The sequence below is a fragment of the Pectobacterium sp. S5 genome, from assembly GCF_051707265.1.
Taxonomy (GTDB): Bacteria; Pseudomonadota; Gammaproteobacteria; order Enterobacterales; family Enterobacteriaceae; genus Pectobacterium; species Pectobacterium polare.
In genome coordinates this window covers 36,576-52,565 of record NZ_JAULSZ010000008.1, presented here as the reverse complement: position 1 = coordinate 52,565, position 15,990 = coordinate 36,576, and the positions used below count along the sequence as shown (strand labels likewise).

14 protein-coding genes and 1 pseudogene are annotated in these 15,990 nt (G+C 54.4%); 6 read left to right on the top strand and 9 right to left on the bottom strand.

Annotated elements, in window-relative coordinates:
• Positions 1–188 precede the first annotated feature (188 nt).
• Entirely contained in the window at positions 189–647 is a 459-nt protein-coding gene (gene gpt / locus QWJ20_RS20645) for a xanthine phosphoribosyltransferase (RefSeq protein ID WP_005975741.1), read from the bottom strand.
• Between the two features lie 331 nt (positions 648–978).
• On the opposite strand from gpt, the gene pepD reads away from it, so the two are divergent.
• The gene (gene pepD / locus QWJ20_RS20640; protein WP_095992719.1) at positions 979–2,439 is read left to right on the top strand and encodes a beta-Ala-His dipeptidase; all 1,461 of its coding nucleotides are present in this window, start codon (positions 979–981) and stop codon (positions 2,437–2,439) included.
• A 68-nt stretch (positions 2,440–2,507) separates the two neighbouring features.
• Here pepD and dinB read toward each other — a convergent pair whose 3' ends face one another.
• Both dinB and QWJ20_RS20630 read right to left on the bottom strand, forming a co-directional pair.
• The gene (dinB, locus tag QWJ20_RS20635) at positions 2,508–3,566 is read right to left on the bottom strand and encodes a DNA polymerase IV (protein WP_433993354.1); all 1,059 of its coding nucleotides are present in this window, start codon (positions 3,564–3,566) and stop codon (positions 2,508–2,510) included.
• A gap of 75 nt (positions 3,567–3,641) precedes the next feature.
• A complete protein-coding gene (locus tag QWJ20_RS20630; protein ID WP_433993353.1) occupies positions 3,642–4,442 on the bottom strand; it encodes a helix-turn-helix transcriptional regulator in 801 nt (266 codons plus the stop codon).
• A gap of 239 nt (positions 4,443–4,681) precedes the next feature.
• Here QWJ20_RS20630 and QWJ20_RS20625 point away from each other — a divergent pair.
• Together QWJ20_RS20625 and dpaA are read left to right on the top strand one after the other, a co-directional pair.
• Positions 4,682–5,464, top strand: a pseudogene (locus QWJ20_RS20625) (class I SAM-dependent methyltransferase); the annotation flags it as partial.
• A gap of 270 nt (positions 5,465–5,734) precedes the next feature.
• On the top strand, positions 5,735–6,469 hold the full coding sequence (gene dpaA, locus QWJ20_RS20620; protein ID WP_039495133.1) for a peptidoglycan meso-diaminopimelic acid protein amidase: 735 nt from the start codon (positions 5,735–5,737) through the stop codon (positions 6,467–6,469).
• Here the strand turns inward: dpaA and QWJ20_RS20615 are convergent.
• Together QWJ20_RS20615 and lpcA are read right to left on the bottom strand one after the other, a co-directional pair.
• Positions 6,440–7,207 carry a class II glutamine amidotransferase gene (locus QWJ20_RS20615; RefSeq protein WP_039361094.1) on the bottom strand — a complete coding sequence of 256 codons (768 nt, stop codon included), beginning with the start codon at positions 7,205–7,207 and terminating at the stop codon, positions 6,440–6,442. The two genes, dpaA and QWJ20_RS20615, sit on opposite strands and share 30 nt — an antisense overlap.
• Before the next feature lie 49 nt (positions 7,208–7,256).
• Entirely contained in the window at positions 7,257–7,838 is a 582-nt protein-coding gene (gene lpcA, locus QWJ20_RS20610; RefSeq protein WP_005975726.1) for a D-sedoheptulose 7-phosphate isomerase, read from the bottom strand.
• Positions 7,839–8,192: 354 nt separating this feature from the next.
• Between lpcA and fadE the strand changes: the two genes are divergently transcribed.
• A complete protein-coding gene (gene fadE / locus QWJ20_RS20605) occupies positions 8,193–10,640 on the top strand; it encodes an acyl-CoA dehydrogenase FadE (protein WP_433993352.1) in 2,448 nt (815 codons plus the stop codon).
• 98 nt (positions 10,641–10,738) lie between these two features.
• Positions 10,739–11,089: an HNH nuclease YajD gene (yajD, locus tag QWJ20_RS20600; protein ID WP_433993351.1), complete on the top strand. Its 351-nt coding sequence runs from the start codon at positions 10,739–10,741 to the stop codon at positions 11,087–11,089.
• Positions 11,090–11,154: 65 nt separating this feature from the next.
• On the opposite strand, the gene mtnK is transcribed toward yajD, so the two are convergent.
• Positions 11,155–12,357 (bottom strand): S-methyl-5-thioribose kinase, encoded by a 1,203-nt coding sequence (gene mtnK / locus QWJ20_RS20595; RefSeq protein ID WP_433993350.1) that lies wholly within the window; start codon positions 12,355–12,357, stop codon positions 11,155–11,157.
• A 135-nt stretch (positions 12,358–12,492) separates the two neighbouring features.
• Between mtnK and mtnA the strand changes: the two genes are divergently transcribed.
• A complete protein-coding gene (mtnA, locus tag QWJ20_RS20590) occupies positions 12,493–13,521 on the top strand; it encodes an S-methyl-5-thioribose-1-phosphate isomerase (RefSeq protein ID WP_433993349.1) in 1,029 nt (342 codons plus the stop codon).
• Positions 13,522–14,024: 503 nt separating this feature from the next.
• On the opposite strand, the gene QWJ20_RS20585 is transcribed toward mtnA, so the two are convergent.
• From QWJ20_RS20585 to QWJ20_RS20575, 3 genes are read right to left on the bottom strand one after another with little or no spacing between them, the layout of a single operon-like run.
• Complete coding sequence (locus QWJ20_RS20585) at positions 14,025–14,570, bottom strand: 1,2-dihydroxy-3-keto-5-methylthiopentene dioxygenase (protein ID WP_095700391.1); 546 nt, start codon at positions 14,568–14,570, stop codon at positions 14,025–14,027.
• Entirely contained in the window at positions 14,567–15,256 is a 690-nt protein-coding gene (mtnC, locus tag QWJ20_RS20580) for an acireductone synthase (RefSeq protein WP_433993348.1), read from the bottom strand. Before mtnC ends, QWJ20_RS20585 begins: the two co-directional genes overlap by 4 nt.
• Entirely contained in the window at positions 15,253–15,870 is a 618-nt protein-coding gene (locus QWJ20_RS20575) for a methylthioribulose 1-phosphate dehydratase (RefSeq protein ID WP_010306952.1), read from the bottom strand. Before QWJ20_RS20575 ends, mtnC begins: the two co-directional genes overlap by 4 nt.
• Positions 15,871–15,990: the final 120 nt, after the last annotated feature.

The window sequence follows — 15,990 nt, the reverse complement described above, 5'->3', positions numbered from 1 at the left end:
CCCGTTAAAGTGTAACGAACTCCGGCCAGAGAAGACAAATATCAACGGCAGAAACACACGTTCGGATCAAATCCTGTGGCAGAAATTACGACCGTTCAGAAACAACCGTCGCCATAAACAACAATCGTCAAAAACAACAATGCCCGGCTAAACCGGGCATTGGGGGAAATCGATATTCGCTCTGGCGATTAACGGCCAGACAAAGGCGGAACAAACACCACGCCCATATCCCACGGCTGTTCAATCCAGGTATCCTGCGGGATATCAATCACGTAGTCATCGACCAGCGGTTGACCAGCAGGTTTGGCGAAAATGGTCACAAAATGCGCTTTCGGGTACATATCACGAATCGCCTTCGCCGTACCGCCAGTATCAACCAGATCGTCAACTACGATGAATCCTTCGCCATCTCCCTCGGCACGCTTGATGACTTTCATTTCGCGTTGGTTGTCATGGTCATAACTGGAGATGCAAACGGTATCAACGTGACGAATGCCCAGCTCACGCGCCAGCAGCGCGCCAGGAACCAGACCACCACGACTAACAGCAATGATGCCTTTCCATTGATCGGCAGGCAGTAAACGCTGTGCCAGTTTACGGGCATGAATTTGCAACATATCCCAGGTTACGACGTACTTTTCGCTCATAAAATATATCCCAGCCGAATAAAAAACGGCTTAAGTTGAGTCTGAGGGGGGAAAAAGGTTGCGCGAGATTATAGATAGCCAACAACATAAAAACCAGTTTTTCTCAACATGAGAATCGAGTTTTTCCTGACAACCTGCGCCCTGCCGGGCCCATTGGTTCATATTGCAGCAGGAAAAGTAAGACGGGGCCGACGGCAATTCCCCTGCTTTGATGGAAAATGATATTCTGCGTTGACGCGCCATGTTCCGTGGCTAACCGCGATTGATTTTTAACCTGTAGCGCCTGCACGCCAGAGTGCGAAGATAGGTGGCTAAAAAGGAGACTCAAATAGTGTCTGAATTATCTCAACTTTCCCCCCAGCCTCTGTGGGATATTTTCGCCAAGATCTGTTCTATTCCGCATCCTTCTTATCATGAAGAAGCGCTGGCCGAGCACATTCTGGAATGGGCTAAAGAAAAAGGCATCTATACCGAGCGCGATCAGGTCGGCAATATTCTGCTGCGCAAAGCGGCAACCGCAGGTATGGAAAATCGCAAACCTGTCGTGTTGCAGGCGCATCTGGACATGGTGCCGCAGAAAAATAACGACACCGTACACGATTTCACTACCGATCCTATCCAGCCTTATGTTGACGGTGAATGGCTGAAAGCACGCGGCACCACGCTGGGTGCGGATAACGGTATCGGTATGGCTTCTGCGCTGGCGGTGCTGGCCGATCCGAGCGTCGAGCACGGTCCGCTGGAAGTGCTGCTGACCATGACGGAAGAAGCCGGTATGGATGGCGCGTTTGGCCTGCAACCTAACTGGCTTCAGGGCGAAATTCTGATCAATACCGATTCGGAAGAAGAAGGCGAGATCTACATGGGTTGCGCTGGCGGTATTGATTTTATTACCCGCCTGCCGCTGGTGCGCGAGCTGCCACCTGCAGGTTACCACACGCTGAAGCTGACGATTAAAGGGCTGAAAGGCGGCCACTCCGGCGGCGACATCCATCTGGGGCTGGGCAACGCCAACAAGCTGCTGGCACGTTTCCTGTTCGAGCAGGCGAAAGCGCTGGATATCCGCATTCTCGATCTGAACGGCGGGACACTGCGTAACGCGATTCCGCGTGAAGCCTTTGCCACGCTGTCACTGCCTGCCGCTAACGTCGAGCAGTTGAAAGCGCTGAGCCAGGACTATCTGGCCGTGCTGAAAAATGAGCTGTCCGCCGTTGAGAAAAACGTGACCGTGCTGGTGGAAGCCAGCGACAGCAACGAGCACCCGCTGACGCAGGACAGCCGCGATCGCCTGCTGGCACTGCTCAATGCCACGCCGAACGGCGTGATCCGCATGAGCGACGAGGTCAAAGGCGTGGTGGAAACGTCGCTGAATCTGGGCGTGGTTACGATGGAAGACGATCACGCGGAAATTATCTGCCTGATTCGTTCGCTGATCGACAGCGGTAAAGACGCCGTCGTTGGTACGCTGACGGCGCTGGGCCAGTTGGCTGGCGCGAAAACGTCACCGAAAGGCGGCTACCCAGGCTGGCAGCCGGATGCGCATTCGCCGGTCATGGCGCTGGTACGCGAAACGTATCAGAAACTGTTCAACAAGACGCCGAACATCATGGTGATTCACGCGGGTCTGGAATGCGGTCTGTTCAAGAAACCGTACCCAGACATGGATATGGTTTCCATCGGGCCGACCATCACCGGGCCACACTCGCCGGATGAGCAAGTGCATATCGGCAGTGTCGATCTGTACTGGAAATTGCTGACAGCACTGCTGAAAGCGATTCCGCCACGCGCATAATCGCGTAGCCGTAAAAAAATCAGGGCGGCGCAGAGGCGTCGCCCTTTTTTATCCTCAACTAAATAGCCTTATCCCCAATCAAACACCAGCTGTCGCTCAATTTGCGGGTCGAGCAGCGTCACATGTAGCCCAACCAGCCGGACGCCTCTGGATTTACGCCGCTCCTGCCAGGTTTGTTGCGCGATCTTCAACAGATCCTGTTTATTCAGCACCGGCCACACATGCTCCTGCGTCGTTTGCTGAAAATCATCAAACTTGAGTTTGACGCCCTGACGCGCAATATGCAGATCGGGTTTCACCCGTTTCAGGCGGACTTCCAGCTCCTCATAAAGCTGTTCGATCAGGTTTTCACACTGTTCCCAGTCGTGAATATCCTGCGCCAGCGTCTTTTCCACGCCGACCGACTTCCTCAGCCGATCGGGTGAAATCCGTCGCTCATCAATCCCCTGACATCGTTCCCACAGCACGCGGCCAAATTTGCCAAACTCTTTAAGCAGATCCGCCAGCGCATACACCCGAACATCCGCGCAGGTGTGCAGGCCACGCTCTTCCAGCCGTTTTGCGGTCACCTTCCCAACGCCGGGGATCTTCTCCAGCGGTAGCGTAAGCAGGAAATCATCCACCTGCTCCGGTGTAATCACATATTGTCCATTCGGCTTATTTAACTCAGAGGCGATTTTCGCCAGAAACTTGATCGGCGCAATCCCCGCCGAGGCGGTCAGATTCAGTTCATCGGCGATGGTTCGACGGATGTCTTCGGCGATGCGCGTCGCCGAACCGTTGCAGTGCGGGCTATCGGTGACATCCAGATAGGCTTCATCCAGCGAAAGGGGTTCGATCAGCGAAGTGTAGCGGGAGAAGATCTCGCGGATTTGGCGCGAGGTGGATTTATACACCTCCATGCGCCCCGGCAACAACGTGAGGTGTGGACAGAGACGTAAGGCGGTTGCCGTTGCCATCGCGCTGCGGATACCGTAGCGTCGGGCAGGATAGTTAGCGGTGCTGATGACGCCACGGCGATCGGCACTCCCACCAATTGCCAGAGGAATATCGCGCAGGCGCGGGTTATCACGCATCTCAATTGCTGCGTAGAAGCAGTCCATATCAACATGAATGATTTTGCGCATACTGGCCCTCTGACAACACTGTATGAATATACAGATCAAAGTCAGTATAGACAAGCTGCGCGATGCCTGCCGCGTTTACTGGGCGATCAGCATCACCAGCTTAAATTCGCTCTGCACAGCAGGGTGGAAAGTCTGTTGATGATAGGCAATATCGCCAAGCAAAGGATGGTGGAAACGTCGCTCGCCGCCTTCACGCGCGGTTACCGCCTGCTGCGACCACCAGAGATTGAATTCACGGCTTTCTTCACACAGCGACATCACGATTTGCCGAACGGCGTCAGTCGGTGCGTAATGGCTTGATTCCGCACGAAACTCCGCCACCACCCGCTTCGCTCGTTCCGGCCAGTTGACCACCAGCGATCGTGCCAGCGGATTCAAAAACATGAAACGCAGCAGGTTCGGCTCGGGATCGTGCCCTAGCCATCCGGCAAACAGCTGTTCTGACGGCGCATTCCACGCCAGCATATTCCAGCTGCCATCCAGAAGATATGCAGGGCAAGTAATGTGATGCAGGCTGGCGGCAACCTGCGCATCCGGCGACGTTGCCCTACTCTGCTTCTGAGGATCCTTCACGCCAGCAAGGCTAAAAAGATAATCGTGCTCTGCGGGTTCCAGTTTTAATGCCTGCGATACGCGGAGCAGAGCCGATGCCGAAGCAGACACATCACGCCCCTGCTCAAGCCAGGTATACCAGGTGGTGCTGATTCGGGCGATTTGCGCCAGCTCTTCGCGACGTAGTCCACTGGTGCGCCGCCGCCCGGAGGCTGGCAAGCCCACCATTTCCGGCGTAGTCCGCTCACGGAGAACCCGTAAGAAAGCCCCCAGCGCTTTTGGGCCGCTCAGAGAATTGGCTGGTATAAACGAATGTGCAGACATAGTCAGGTGTCCTTTTCATCCCGCTCGTATAGGCGGCTTGCGATGACAGCAGCGCTAATGCAAGACATGTTAATCAAACAGGGAGTATTTTATACCCGTATAAATGCTCATATTGTACCCGTATTTTTCCCTGACTATAGTGTTCTTAGACCAAGGATAGTGTTCTCAGACCGACGTCTTCTTTAGTGGCTGGCGCGCCGCCGTTTAACCCATGATGAAACGAAAGCAATTCAGATAAAGCGAGAGCAATGATGGAAGAAAAACAGAATCATAATGATCGCGTCGAACACCAGTTCGGCTCACAGGCGCAGAGCTACCTGACCAGTGCGGTGCATGCGCAGGGCAAAGATTTAACCCAACTGGCTGCTTTATTAGCGCCTTTCCCGCAGGCGCGCGTGATCGACGTCGGCTGCGGTGCCGGACATGCCAGCTTTGTCGCTGCACAGGCTGTCGCGGAAGTTGTCGCCTACGACCTGTCTTCCCAAATGCTGGACGTGGTGAGTCAGGCTGCCGCAGAAAAAGGACTGCATAACATCCGCGTTCAGCAAGGCGTAGCCGAGTCTTTACCGTTCGAGGATAACAGCGCAGATATCATCATCAGCCGTTACTCCGCGCATCACTGGCATGATGTCGGACAGGCGTTACGTGAAATGCGGCGCGTCCTGAAACCGGGTGGGCGCGTGATCATGATGGATGTCGTTTCGCCCGGTCATCCACTGCTGGACAGCTATTTGCAGACGGTAGAGAAGCTGCGCGATACCTCACACGTGCGCAATTACGCGCCGGGTGAATGGCTGAGCTTCTTTACCGACGCTGGGTTTATCGTGCGTAACGTCACCAGCGACAGGCTGACGCTGGAATTCAGCAGTTGGATCGCACGTATGCGCACGCCAGAACATTTCGCTGTCGCGATTCGTGAACTGCAAAAAACGCTGCCGGACGAAGTAGTGCAGCATTTTGACGTACAGGCAGACGGTTCCTTTGTCACCGACATTATGATGATAGAAGCCACCCGCGCCTGATACGCTTTTCCCGCAATTAACGACCTCAAAACGATCTCAAATTGGACGGCCCGCATCCTTTCGGGTCGTTTTTTGTAAATGTTATTTTTTAGCGCTTTTCAACGCTTGATTAATATGAAACCAATGATAATGTGATTTCGTTTTCGTCGTTACCTATTCGCCGACGAAATAGATACCGATAACGGTTGTTCCAACGCTTTCTCGCTAAACGAATGGAGAACGCGATGCGGATGCCGCATATAGCAGGCAATTTTATTATCAGGAACCATAATGCAAAAAATCGCGCTGTCGTTTGCGATGTTGTTTTTTTTGCCTTCTCTTGTTGTTACCAGCGCCGCCAGCGAGACCGCACCGCCGCTAGCGCCGATAGCAAAAGAATTAAAACAGCAATTATTAGGCTCTCCGATCTATATTCAGATCTTTAAAGAAGAGCGGATATTCGAACTTTATGCGAAAGTCGGTAACGAATATCGTTTATTGGAACAATACCCCATCTGTAAATATTCGGGCGGATTAGGACCAAAACGCGTTGAAGGCGATTTAAAAAGCCCGGAAGGTTTCTATCAGGTTGACCTGCGTCAGCTCAAGCCAGACAGCCAATATTATCGCGCGATCAATATCGGCTTCCCCAACGACTATGATAAATCACAGGGATATTCTGGTCGCTATTTGATGATCCACGGCGAATGTGTGTCGGTTGGCTGCTATGCCATGACCAACACCTATATGGATGAGATTTATCGCTATGCAGAAGCCGCATTACGCAACGGGCAGGCGAAGATTGATATCGCCATCTACCCGTTCCGTATGACGGAACAGAACATGCAGCGCCACCGCAATTCCACCTACGCCAGCTTCTGGAAACAGCTTCAGCCGGGGTACACCTATTTTAATCAGCACAATCAGCCACCGGCCGTCACGGTGTTTAACGGGCAATACGTCGTTAACCCACCGTTGATGACTAGCCAGCCGACCTTAAAGTATGCGCTCGCCGAAACAAAATAGAACGAATTCACCTGGCATAATCTGATGCCAGGTTTCGTTGCCCGTTAGCGGCTGCGTCGCCAGCACGGTGACGACATCATTCGGTGTCGTCTGCTGCTGAAAATCAATCTCTACATCCTGATCCAACAGCGTCGCTTTACCAAACGGCGCGCGGCGAGTGATCCAGTAGAGTTTAGTTGAGCAATATCCCATCACAAAGCGCCCGTCCGACAGCAGCATGTTAAACACGCCTTTCTCCCGTAAGACATCTGCCTGTTTGGCGATATAGCGGAATACCGCTGGCCAGTTACCCGGCGTGCGCGGGTAGCGCTCAGCCAATTGGGACAGCAGCCAGCAGAAAGCAAATTCGCTGTCCGTCTGGCCAACAGGGCGAAACATGCCCGTTTTCAGGGTGTTGTAACCTTTCAGTTGCCCGTTGTGGGCGTATGTCCAGTTCCGCCCCCACAGCTCACGCGTAAAGGGATGGGTATTTTCCAGCGACACCGCGCCGCGATTCGCCTGTCGAATATGTGAAACCACTGCACACGATTTGATAGGGTAATCCTGTACCAATCGCGCAATCGGCGAGTTATAGCTTGGCAGCGGATCTTTGAACGTACGACAGCCGTTCCCTTCATAAAAGGTAATGCCCCAGCCATCCCGATGCGGTCCAGTTTTCCCACCGCGCTGTATCAGCCCGGTAAAGCTAAAGCAGATATCCGTCGGTACATTCGCGCTCATCCCCAGCAGTTCACACATCTGACTTTCTACCCTTCCCTTCTTGCCCTTTTAGAGCGTATTAAGCGGCTTACTGATCCGCCATCTCTTTTTCAATCAGTTGAATCAGGATGTGAATCGCTTTGATATGGATTTCCTGAATACGGTCGGCATAGCCAAAGTGCGGAACACGAATTTCCACGTCGGCTGAACCCGCCATTTTACCGCCGTCTTTCCCGGTCAGCGTAATGACTTTCATGCCTTTCGCTTTTGCTGCGGCAATGGCTTTAATAATGTTGCCGGAGTTGCCCGACGTGGAAATCCCCAGCAGCACATCGCCTTCACGCCCTAGCGATTCAACATAGCGAGAGAAGACAAAGTCATAGCCAAAATCGTTGCTGACGCAGGACAGGTGGCTCGGATCGGAAATCGCAATGGCCGGATAGCCCGGACGGTTCTCACGGTAGCGCCCCGTCAGCTCTTCGGCAAAGTGCATGGCATCACAGTGTGAACCACCGTTGCCGCAGGAGATCACTTTACCGCCCGCTTTAAACGCGTTAGCCAGCAGCACCGCAGCATTTTGAATCGATTGAATGTTCGCATCATCACTCAAGAAATTATTCAGTGTTTCTGCTGCTTCTTTCAGTTCACTACGGATTAAATCCTGATACATGGAATCCTCTCATTTTGTCTGGTGACAACATTCTATTCTCTATTGTCCAGCAGTGTAGCGGATCGTACCAACAGCGAGAAGCGCGTAATCACGGGATTGAGAGGATCGCTGATGCCCGTCAGAAAACGCACGACTGCCGCTCGGTTTGTGAAGTGAGTTGTAATTATGATGTAAACGAATTGATAAAAATAATCAGATAAACTACAACGAATATAAGCAACAGGTCAGACCTCTTACGATATTGACCTACTACGCCTTATTTCACCGATGACACGGTTCTCGCTTTCCACTGCCACGCAACGCTTAGTGGAAAGGTGAAAGTCCTCAATTCGATCACAATGCTGGAGACACGTTATGGTTGCTGTCAGTATCCTCCTCCTACTGATTATCATCGGAGCGATGTTTTACCATCGGCTCAGTCTGCTGCTCGGCAGCGCCATCCTGCTGGCCTACTTTGCAGCCATGTCCGCCATGTTACTGTGGCCCGTCTGGCTGATGATTCCGCTCGTGATTCTGCTGATTCCGATTACGGTTCCCGCACTGCGTCAAAAGCTGGTTTCCGCTTCCGCGCTGCGCATGTTCCAGAAGGTCATGCCGCCGATGTCGAACACGGAGAAAGAAGCGATTGATGCTGGGACAACCTGGTGGGAAGGCGACCTGTTTCGCGGTGCGCCAGACTGGAAAAAACTGCATAACTACCCGCGCCCACAGCTGACCGCCAAAGAGCAGGCCTTTATCGACGGGCCGGTTGCTGAAGCCTGCCGAATGGCAAACGACTTTGAAATCACCCACGAACGTGCCGATATCCCGCCAGAACTGTGGGAATATTTAAAAGAACATCGCTTCTTCGCCATGATCATCAAGAAGCAGTACGGTGGGCTGGAATTCTCTGCCTATGCACAGGCGCAGGTGCTGCAAAAACTGGCAGGTGTCTCCAGCATTGTAGCGATCACCGTCGGCGTCCCTAACTCACTCGGCCCCGGCGAACTACTGCAACATTACGGGACAGAAGCGCAAAAAGATCACTACCTGCCACGTCTGGCACGCGGTCAGGAAGTCCCCTGCTTTGCGCTGACCAGCCCGGAAGCGGGTTCGGATGCAGGTTCGATTCCCGATACCGGCATTGTCTGCTACGGCAACTGGCATGGCGAACAAGTCGTGGGCATGCGCCTGACCTGGAATAAACGCTATATCACTCTCGCCCCCGTCGCTACCGTGCTGGGGCTGGCCTTTAAGCTGTACGATCCTGACCATTTGTTAAGCGATCAAGACGACGTAGGCATTACCTGTGCGTTGATTCCGACGGATACCGACGGCGTTAAAATCGGCCGCCGCCATTTCCCACTGAACGTGCCGTTCCAGAACGGCCCGACGCAGGGTGAGAACATTTTTGTTCCGCTGGATTACATCATCGGCGGTGCGAAGATGGCGGGTCAGGGCTGGCGTATGCTGATGGAGTGTCTGTCGGTCGGGCGCGGTATTACGCTGCCGTCTAACTCTACCGGTGGGCTGAAATCTATTGCCCTCGGCATCGGTGCTTACGCGCACATTCGCCGCCAGTTCAAAATCTCCATCGGTAAGATGGAAGGTATCGAAGAACCGCTGGCACGCATCGCGGGTAACGCTTACGTGATGGACGCCGCCGCAACGCTGATTACCAGCGGCATCATGCAGGGTGAAAAACCGGCGGTGCTCTCCGCTATCGTCAAATATCACTGTACCCACCGCGGTCAGCGCAGCGTACTGGATGCGATGGATATCGCCGGTGGTAAAGGCATCTGTCTTGGCCCGTCCAATTTCCTGGCGCGCAGCTATCAGGGCGCACCGATTGCGATTACCGTGGAAGGGGCGAATATCCTGACGCGCAGCATGATCATCTTCGGGCAAGGTGCAATCCGCTGTCACCCTTATGTGCTGGAAGAGATGGCAGCCGCGCAGGAGAACGACGTATCACGCTTTGACCGTTCGCTGGTGGGTCACATCGGTCACGTCGGCAGCAACACAGTGCGCAGCTTCTGGCTTGGGTTGACCAACGGCCGCCTGAGCAGTGCGCCGGTGAACGACAAAACGCGTCGCTACTATCAGCAGCTCAACCGACTCAGCGCGAATCTGGCGCTGCTGGCGGATGTGTCGATGGCGGTATTGGGCGGCAGCTTGAAACGTCGTGAGCGTATCTCCGCGCGTCTCGGGGATATTCTCAGCCAGCTCTATTTAGCTTCCGCGACGCTGAAACGCTATGAGGACGAAGGGCGTCAGAAAGCAGATTTACCGCTGGTGCACTGGGGCGTGCAGGACAGTCTGCATCAGGCCGAGCAGGCGCTGGACGATCTGCTGCGTAACTTCCCGAATCGTGCCGTCGCAGGACTGCTGACCTTTATCATCTTCCCGCTGGGTCTGCGCTGCGCTGCGCCGTCTGACCGCCTCGATCATGAGGTCGCGAAGATTCTGCAAACGCCGTCAGAAACGCGCAGCCGTCTGGGACGCGGTCAATATCTGGTTGCCAGCGAGCACAACCCTGTCGGGCTGCTGGAAGAGGCGCTGTTGGATATCATCGCCGCCGAGCCGATTTACCAACGCCTGTCGAAGGCCAGCGACAAAGCGCTGCCGTTCATGCGATTGGATCAGTTGGCAGAGCAGGCGCTGGTAGAAGGTCAAATTACCGCAGAAGAAGCGGATATTCTGACCAAAGCCGAAGCCAGCCGCTTACGTTCAATCAACGTGGATGACTTTGCGTTCGACGCACTGGCCGCCAACAAGCCCGCGCCCGTAGCGCAACCGGAAAGAAAAACCGAAGCAGCATAAATAGAATCAGGCCGCCAATATGGCGGCCTGTTCTTTCTTTTAGATGCTCATCAGTTGTAAAATCCACATCATCTTTCCTTCTGAATGAAACCCGACACATGGCTTACATCCCCAAGAACTACGCCAAACTTGAAAGCGGCTACCGCGAAAAAGCGCTCAAACTTTTCCCGTGGGTATGTGGTCGCTGTTCACGCGAATTCGTCTATTCCAACCTGCGTGAATTAACCGTTCACCACATCGATCACGATCACAGCAATAATCCGGAAGATGGTAGTAACTGGGAAATGCTGTGCCTCTACTGCCACGACCATGAGCATTCGAAATATACCGATGCGGATATGTACGGATCGACCGTCGTTGCAGGTGAAGATGCGCAGAAGGATGTCGGGGTTGCCACCCATAATCCTTTCGCGAATTTGCAGGCCATGATGAATAAAGGGAAGAAATAATCGGTTTGCCGCTCCCATCAGATTCTATGAGGGGAGCGGTTATAAAATAGCGTGACTAACGACGACTAGGCACCACTCTGTCGTACACGCGCCAGCAGCGCATCCACATCCGCAATATGCGGAGCCGCCAGCACCAGCGTTCTGCCCAGCGAAATAGCATGACGCTGGCACGCTAAACGCGCTTCCGTCTCCTGAATGCCGTCCAGATCGGCAACGTGCGCCAGCCCAATCGTGCGGCGAATCAGTTCGGTGCCGCAGTAACCAACGACATCCCGCCAAACCTGCTGTAAAAACAACGCGGCATAACCTGATTCCGCCAGCGCAGGATCGCGGCTTTCATTTTCGCTCAACGCCAGAAAACGTGTGGAAAAGGTCTGCCACAGCGTACGAATATCTTCCAGACGTCGTTCGCGCCCCGCCGCCGCCTCGCGCGGTGCCAGTAGCCCCGGCAGGCCGCAATAATTCAGCAGCAGATTACCGATTGCCGTACCGACATCAAAACCAATTGGCCCGTAGAAACCGAACTCAGCATCAATCGCTTTTAAGCGCCCTTCTGCCACAAAGATCGATCCACTGTGGATATCGCCGTGCAGCAGCGCCTCAGCTTTGCTTAGGAAACCGTGCTTCAGTCCGGCAACCGCCAGCTTCAGCACCCGATCGTCACGCAATGCCAGCACATCCGGCGTCAGTGCAGCGTCAAACTGGTTTCTTTCATGATCGATATAAGGGTCGGTAAAGAAGAGATCTTCGGTAATCTGACACAGTTCAGGGTTGGTAAACTGGCTTACCGCCGCTTTCTTCTCATGCGGATGCTGATGAAAATCAGAAGTGTGGAACAACGTCTGTGCCAGATACTCTCCCAGCTGTGCCGCCGCCTGCGGATAATCCGCGCCGTTAACCAGCTCGCTGCGCCAGATACGATGATCGGAGAGATCTTCCTGCACCATCACCGCCAGTTCGGGATCGTGATGTAGCACGGTCACGGTATGCTGCGGACAAAACCGCGCGTGCGTCAGCAACGTTTCGGCTTCAATGCGGGCGCGGTCCAGCGTCAGCGGCCAGGATTCCCCGACGCAGCGCACGTAGGGCAGCGCCTGTTTGACGATCACTCGACTAACGCCCGCTTCATCTTTAATTTTAAACACCAGATTCAGATTGCCATCGCCGATCTCTTCTGCGGCTACCAGCGTGTGCGGCTGACTGACACCGCCGTACTGGCGGGCATATTCAACAGCGTCATCCGCCGTAAAAGTGCGGTAAAGTGACATTCCAACCCCTCGCTATTCTGAAATCAAACTTATTCTGGAATTAAAAACACGGACATAAAAACGTTTGGACGTCTATACATCTATCAGGCATCTTGGCAGAATAAGAATATCGATGCAACATGGATTTAACGACCTATGCAGACACTTAACACAACTAGCCTAAAAATCGTTGATAACCAACTGTGGATCCTCGACCAGCAGGCGCTACCGCAAGAAAAACGCTGGAGCCCTTGCCCAGATGTCGCCTCACTGGTTGAGCATATTCAGACGCTGCGAGTACGCGGCGCACCGCTGATTGGCCTATCCGCCAGCCTGCTACTCGCGCTACTGGCGGAGAAAGGGTTATCGCAGACTGAACTGGCGCTGGCGCTGGAGACGTTGCGGGCATCACGCCCTACCGCCGTGAACCTGATGAACAATTTGGATCGCATGAAGCTGGTGCTGGCACAGCCGCAGTTTGTCGATGCACTGGTACGGGAAGCTCTGCGTCTGGTAGAAGAAGATCGCGCCCTGTGTGAACGCATTGCCGATCGCGGCGTAGCGCTGGTGAAGCCAAACAGCCGCCTGCTGACCCACTGCAACACTGGCGGACTGGCAACGGCAGGTATCGGCACCGCTATTGGCGTGCTACTGCGTGCGCACCAACAAGGAAAAGTCTCGCAAGTGTGGGTCGATGAAACGCGCCCGCTCTTGCAGGGCGGACGCCTCACGGCCTGGGAACTGGGTGAGCTAGGCATTCCTTATCAGCTCATCTGTGATTCGATGGCCGCCAGCCTGATGGCGCAGGGTCAGGTCGATGCGATTTGGGTCGGCGCAGACCGCATTGCCGCCAACGGCGACGTCGCTAATAAGATCGGCACTTACAGCCTCGCGGTACTGGCGCACTATCATCAGATTCCGTTTTACGTCGCGGCACCGCACACCACGCACGATCCTGCGTGCCCGGACGGTCGAGCAATCCCTATCGAACAGCGCGCCGCCACCGAAGTCACTGGCGTTTCCGGCAGCTTCGGCCACTGCCAATGGGCACCGCAGAACGCCGCGGTCTACAACCCAGCGTTTGACGTCACTCCCGCCGAATTAATCAGCGGCTGGGTACTCGACACCGGCGTGGTCACGCCACAGGACGTGAAAGAAGGGATATTTCAGACAGCGTTGAAATAACCAAAGGTAATGTTGATATTTTTGGGTAGAGAATCACCTCGGCACTTCCCTATGAAGAAATCCTTGATACACCAATACAGAGGTATCTCGGATTTTGCCGTTATCCGGCGTAAAAAATTATGCTGAGGAGATAGCGGGCTTCGGATGAGCCGCACGGACGCGGCGAAAGCTTGCGCCACGTATGACAAAAACGTCAGTGACGTTTTTGAACAGCACTAGTGCTGGCCCGAAGGGCGAGTCCCATTTATGGGACGAGTAAACGTGTCGCAAGCGGTCCGTTAAGCCAGGTACCGACGAAGGTATCGCGTCAGCGGCATAATTTCCCGCCGAAAGCCAGGGTTCCCAGGGCGACGGCGATTGAGCCGCCCTGGGTCGGGCGCGTGCTACAAGGTAGCATGAAAATAACGGAATTATCGCGCACGAAACCGTCTCTCAGTCCGCATAAAAAATGTGACTAAGAGACAGGTAAAGGCTGGAAAAAGGTTCTACACCAACCGAGCGCGCTAGCGCTCCAACTTTGGATACGCATCCGCGATCTTATCGCCGGTAAAATGCGCGATCCAGCCTTCCGGGTTATCGAACAGGCGGATGGCGGTGAAGTGCGGTTCCGGCCCCATATCAAACCAGTGCGCCGTGCCAGCGGGTACGGACAGCAGATCGTTCTTCTCACATAGGATCTGGTAAATCTTGCCGTTCAGGTGCAAACAGAACAGTCCCGCGCCTTCGACGAAAAAGCGTACTTCGTCTTCATGGTGGACATGCTCGGATAAAAATTTGGTGCGTAGTTCCGCACGCTGCGGATTATCGGAACGCATGCTGATGACGTCCCAGCTCTGATAGCCTTTTTCTGCCACCAGCTTGTCGATTTCATGCTGATAGGCCGACAGCACTTCCTCAGACGACGGTGCATCGCTCAGCTTCTGGCTGGCTTCCCAGCGTTCAAAACGTACGCCGATCTCGTTCAGCTGTTTCTGAATCGCCTCGGCATCCTGACTTTGCCAAATCGGCTGGCTTGCATCGCTGTCGCTAAAAATGGTTAATCCACTCATTGGGCGTACTCCGGTAAGTCGATCTGGTCAAAACGTGCCACCTGACGGTGACGGCTTACGCTATCCGCATCATCACGAATAAGTTGGCAGGTGTGCCAACCGGCATCCTGCGCGGCATCCAATTCCTGACGAATGTCCGACAGGAACAACAGTTGCTCCGCCGGTAGCCCGATGGCTTGCGCAATCGTGCGATAAGAATCGGTCTCCCGCTTCGCACCGACGCGGGTATCAAAATAGTCGCTGAACAGCGGGCGCAGATCGCCGGCGTTGCTATAGCCGAACAGCAACTGCTGCGCTTCCACCGAGCCTGACGAGTACACATACAGGCGCAGGCCCTGCTGCTGCCATGCGGCGAGCTGCGCAGCCACTTCAGGATACAGATGCCCCTGAAAATCGCCGTTATGGTAGCCCGCACGCCAGATAATGCCTTGCAGCTGCTTCAGCGCGGTGGATTTACGATCTTCATCCATAAACTGGTTCAGCGCGGTAATCAGCGTCTCGCTATCCGCATCGGGCTGACCTAGCTCCTGACGCAGCGCGTCCAGTGCCTGCGCGATCTCAGGATCGCTACCGTGCTGCCGAACGGTGTCGGCCAGACGTTCGCGGGCATAAGGAAACAGCACGCTGTGAACAAAACGGATATCGCTGGTGGTGCCTTCAATATCCGTCACAATCGCGTTAATCATGCTTTCGCCTCCAGCAGTCGCCGTTGCAATTCGCATTGGAACAGGAACTCTAGCCCTTCCAGATGGCGACGCGCTTCTTTCACCGTCGCGCCCCAGCAGTAAAGGCCGTGGCCGCGCACCAGAAAGCCGTAGCGAAGCGGCGTGTGGCTGGCGTACTCGGTTACCCGCTGCGCCAGCGCCGGAATATCCTGATCGTTATCGAAAATAGGGATCGCCACGCGATCCAAATGGGTGGTCTGCCCCGCCAGCGACTTTTGCATTTCGTAGCCGTGCAGCACCAGTTCAGCGCCCTTCTCTACCCGAGACAGCACCGTGGCGTTTACCGAGTGCGTGTGCAGCACCGCGCCAATAGTCGGCTCGCGGCGATACAACAGCGTATGCAGCCCCGTTTCCGCCGACGGCGTGCGGCCGCTCGGCACATGGTTAGTGGCAATCTCCACCAGCAGGAAATCCTCTGCCTGAAGGCTGCCTTTGTCTTTACCCGATTCGGTAATCAGGCACTGCGCTTCATCAAGGCGCACGGACATATTGCCACCCGTCGCCGGACACCAGCCCTTTTCACCTATCCAGTGGCAGGCCGCAAGCAGCGCCGTCAATTGTTGATTTTCAGTCATGAGGCTTCCCGTTTTTGGTCCATTTTTCTCGCTACTTTTCTGGATGCTTTTTGGCGATTTAGATGCTTTTGTTATGGCTTAGTACATAAAAGCATTTAGCCGTTTAAACGTCCAAGCGTC